Here is a 3,256-nt window from a genome sequence, read left to right as displayed (position 1 = left end):
AGCGGGCGACCAGGACATCCAAAACCGTTCGGGATGCCCGCAGTGACCAGGTATGGGTCCAAGACTCACTACTGCTCACTGATTAGGAACGGTCGACTTCCTGCTGACGTAACTTCGGGATTCCTGAATGTCTCTTGCCTTGTCCGACCGATCTGTGTTCTGGATGAAGGCGAGGGTCGATGCACCTCGGTGTAGTGATTGGGGGATGATCTCCTGCGTGACGAAGGAAGCGGGTGCGGGTGCGGGCGTTGATGAAGCTCATGCGTGGGACGCGCGGTTGGGCTGGGCGTTCGGGCTGATAGCCGACGATCCCGCGGTACGGGCTGCGACGCTGGTCCGTCTTGCTGATGTCCAGGGGAACGTGCGGGATGCTCTTGGTCGGTTCAATGAGTTGTGGCGCTTGACGCTGCCGCTTGGGGGACAGGAGCAGTGGCGGGATCCGGCCTTCCTGCAGGCACATGAGATGTATCTCGAAGCCGGGAAGTATTCGCTGCCTAACGCGTTGTGGAACCGCCCGCCCGGGGACATCAGGACGTGGCAGGGTCTGCCGTATGCGCTCCTCTTCCTGGAATGGGAGGCAAGGTATCCGCAGGAGTGGACCCGGCATGCCAAGGAGTGGGGCACGAAACAGAGCCTCATACGGGACGTGGCGGTCGCTGGCCACAGTGAGACGGTCAGGGCGAAACTTACTGACCTGGTCGAGATCGTCGTTCAGAGGGCCTACCGCTGCAAGGACCGCGAGTACGTGCGCGTTGCTCGAGCCGTCGACAGTGAGGATCTGCGCGGCAGGCTGGAAACTGCCGCTCGATCTGACAACCCATGGGCATGGCGACATGCCGGCTATGTTCTTTGGCTCCTCGATCGCCCCGAGGTACCCAACACGATCCACGTTTGGCGGAACTGGATTGCGGCCGAAGCCAGAGGGTGAAGACTCCACCTGCCCCTCCGCGAGGCGGTCGCCGACTCGGTAGCGGCGCTTCTGCCCACTGGCATCCCGAATGTTTTCGGCCTCGGGGAACATCGGAACAGCGACTACTGTAGCGGTAAGCACGGTTCCAGCAGGTCACGACCAGGGCGGCGACGCTCTCAGAACTGCCTCCTGACCCCGAGCACGTCCCCTCCCTCCCCGGCGCTACGATCCGGTTGATCACCGAACCAGGGAGGGGACATGGCCGAGGGCCGGGAAGCGACGGACGCCGTCGCGGAGAGACCGGTGGAGCTGGCCTACCGGCTCACCGTCGACGACCTTGGGGCAGCGATCCGCACCCGGGCGAAGGTCACCAGAGCGGGCCGTTTCCGGCGTCGGCTGCTGATCTACACGCTGGTGGTCACGGCCGTCGGAGTCCTTCTGTCGACGCTCGGCGACGGCCGGCGTGACACCCCGTGGTACCTGTACCTGGCGCTGGTGGCCTTCGTCGCCTTCATGACCGCCGGGCCGCGGCTGCAGGCCCGCCAGTTCCACCGGCTCAGCGAGCGGCAGGGCGACTTCCGCGCCGTCGTCGACGACACGGGGATCTGCCTCACCACCGCCCACAGCTCGGCCACCCTCGACTGGCACCTCTACCCGCGCTATGCCGAGACCCCGGAGCTGTTCGTGCTGCTCAGCGCCGACAAGTCCGCCGTCGGCGTCGGCGCCCTGCCCAAGCGCGGCCTGAGCAACCCGGAGGATGCGGACCGGCTGCGGGCGATCTTCGCTCGGCACCTCGTACGCGCGGACGCCGCCGCGGCGCCGGGCGCCGACAGGACGCCGAGCCGGGGCCGGGACGTCGGGCGCGGAGCGGGCTCCGTCGGGCTGCTGCTCCTCGGGCTGGTGCTGCTCTTCTTCGCCTACGCCGCCGTCCAGAAGGCCGTGGATCCAGATGCCTTCCCCGGGCTCCAGCACAACAACGCGCCGGTCTCGGCCATCGCCCTGATCCTGGGGGTGCCGGCCGTCGCCCGCGCGTGGTGGGTCGTACGCCGGATGAAGGTGATGCGGATCGTGACCGCCGTGCTCGCCGCAGCCGTGCTGCTGGTCGGCGGTGCCGCCGTCTACCGCATCGGGCCGATGCTGCACTGCTGGGGCTCGGACCGAATCGCCCGGGGCCCCGACGGCGACTACGTCTGCTACCACTTCTGAGCGGGCCCGGAGCCCACTCCTCGGCGGCTGCGCGGCGCAGCCACCGCAGGTGCCGAAGATCTCGATGGTGTGGGCGACGTCGACGAAGCAGTCCGGCGGCGTGCTGGTGGGCTCTACACACAGTGAAGTCCACGCTCACGATGGACCAGTCGATGCGGCCCTCCGCGTCGGCGTCGGCCTGGACGGCCCGCAGGATCAGTCCCCCGGACTCCCACCTGTGTCTCCAGGGAAAAAGTAGCTCTGCTTGACCTACCGGCGTGTCATTGCGGAGTGTGCCCGCATGGTGTTAGCCCAAGGGTATGACCGTCTTCGGAACTGGCGTGCGCGCGGGCATTGTCGCTGGTGTGCTCAGTGGTGTGCCGTCGACGCTGCATGCCTTGGCCACGCGGCGTGATCCGCTGGCGGCGACCCGCGCGGCCGGATCGCTGCTGCTGCCGGACGAAGCCCGCTCGGCGCGACTGCTCGCTGCGGCAATCCCTGTCCACTTGGGGCTCAGCGTCGGCTGGGGCGTGGCGCTCGCGGCCGTGCTGCCGCGACGGGCGACCACCGCGTGGGGTGCGCTGGCCGGACTCGCGATCGCCGCGCTCGACTTCAGTGTGCCGGGCAGACGTACCGCCCAGATCCGCGCGCTGCCACGGTGGCCGCAGGTGGCGGACCATCTCACCTACGGCGTGATCGCCGCTGCGGCGGTGGCCACCGCACACACCGAGGACCTTCAAAGCGTGCCACGGTCACACGGTCGGAGCGCGCCAGCGGCCGGCCGGCAGGCTGTCAGGGACCGCCGGTACGGTCTACGGCATGGCCCTTTTGGCGGCGGTTGAGGTGATGTCGCGGATGATGTCTTCGGTGAAGATGGGGTGGCCGTAGCGTCCCTGATCAGCTAAGCGAACCTATGCGAACCGTAGGGTCCGACGCGGGTTCTGCCCATCTTGGCGGGGCAGCGTGAGCGTGGAGATGGAATCCTGCGCCCAGTGCTGCTCCGCGTGGCCGGTGTCGGCGTTTGGTGGGTGTGCTGATCGTGGTCACGCCCTGGTGCCGGTGGGCTGCGCGGGGCAGCCGGGTCCGGCCCGTTGGTGCGTGTCCCTCCGGACGCTGACCGGCCGGGCCGGTGGGCCTGGCTGGGGAGGGAACCTCACGTCG

At 68.2% G+C, this 3,256-nt stretch carries 3 protein-coding genes and 1 pseudogene; 3 read left to right on the top strand and 1 reads right to left on the bottom strand.

Annotated elements, in window-relative coordinates; genetic code table 11:
- Positions 1 to 217: 217 nt before the first annotated feature.
- Positions 218 to 928 (top strand): hypothetical protein, encoded by a 711-nt coding sequence (locus AB0M27_RS47125; RefSeq protein ID WP_365732364.1) that lies wholly within the window; start codon positions 218 to 220, stop codon positions 926 to 928.
- Positions 929 to 1,168: 240 nt separating this feature from the next.
- Positions 1,169 to 2,116 carry a YcxB family protein gene (locus tag AB0M27_RS47120; RefSeq protein ID WP_365732363.1) on the top strand — a complete coding sequence of 316 codons (948 nt, stop codon included), beginning with the start codon at positions 1,169 to 1,171 and terminating at the stop codon, positions 2,114 to 2,116.
- A gap of 91 nt (positions 2,117 to 2,207) precedes the next feature.
- On the opposite strand, the pseudogene AB0M27_RS47115 reads toward AB0M27_RS47120, so the two are convergent.
- Positions 2,208 to 2,312: pseudogene (locus AB0M27_RS47115) on the bottom strand (IS5/IS1182 family transposase); the annotation flags it as partial.
- A 103-nt stretch (positions 2,313 to 2,415) separates the two neighbouring features.
- Between AB0M27_RS47115 and AB0M27_RS47110 the strand changes: the two are divergent.
- The gene (locus AB0M27_RS47110) at positions 2,416 to 2,937 is read left to right on the top strand and encodes a hypothetical protein (protein ID WP_365732362.1); all 522 of its coding nucleotides are present in this window, start codon (positions 2,416 to 2,418) and stop codon (positions 2,935 to 2,937) included.
- The last annotated feature ends 319 nt before the right edge of the window (positions 2,938 to 3,256 follow it).

The organism is Streptomyces sp. NPDC052107, from assembly GCF_040680215.1.
Lineage (GTDB): Bacteria > Actinomycetota > Actinomycetes > Streptomycetales > Streptomycetaceae > Streptomyces.
Note: the sequence above shows the minus strand (reverse complement) of the source record. Positions and strands in the feature narration are given on the sequence as shown.

Excerpts from the sequence above, each read along its gene's own strand:
- AB0M27_RS47120 (WP_365732363.1), top strand. The coding sequence starts at position 1,169 with ATGGCCGAGGGCCGGGAAGCGACGGACGCCGTCGCGGAGAGACCGGTG.
- AB0M27_RS47110 (WP_365732362.1), top strand. The coding sequence starts at position 2,416 with ATGACCGTCTTCGGAACTGGCGTGCGCGCGGGCATTGTCGCTGGTGTG.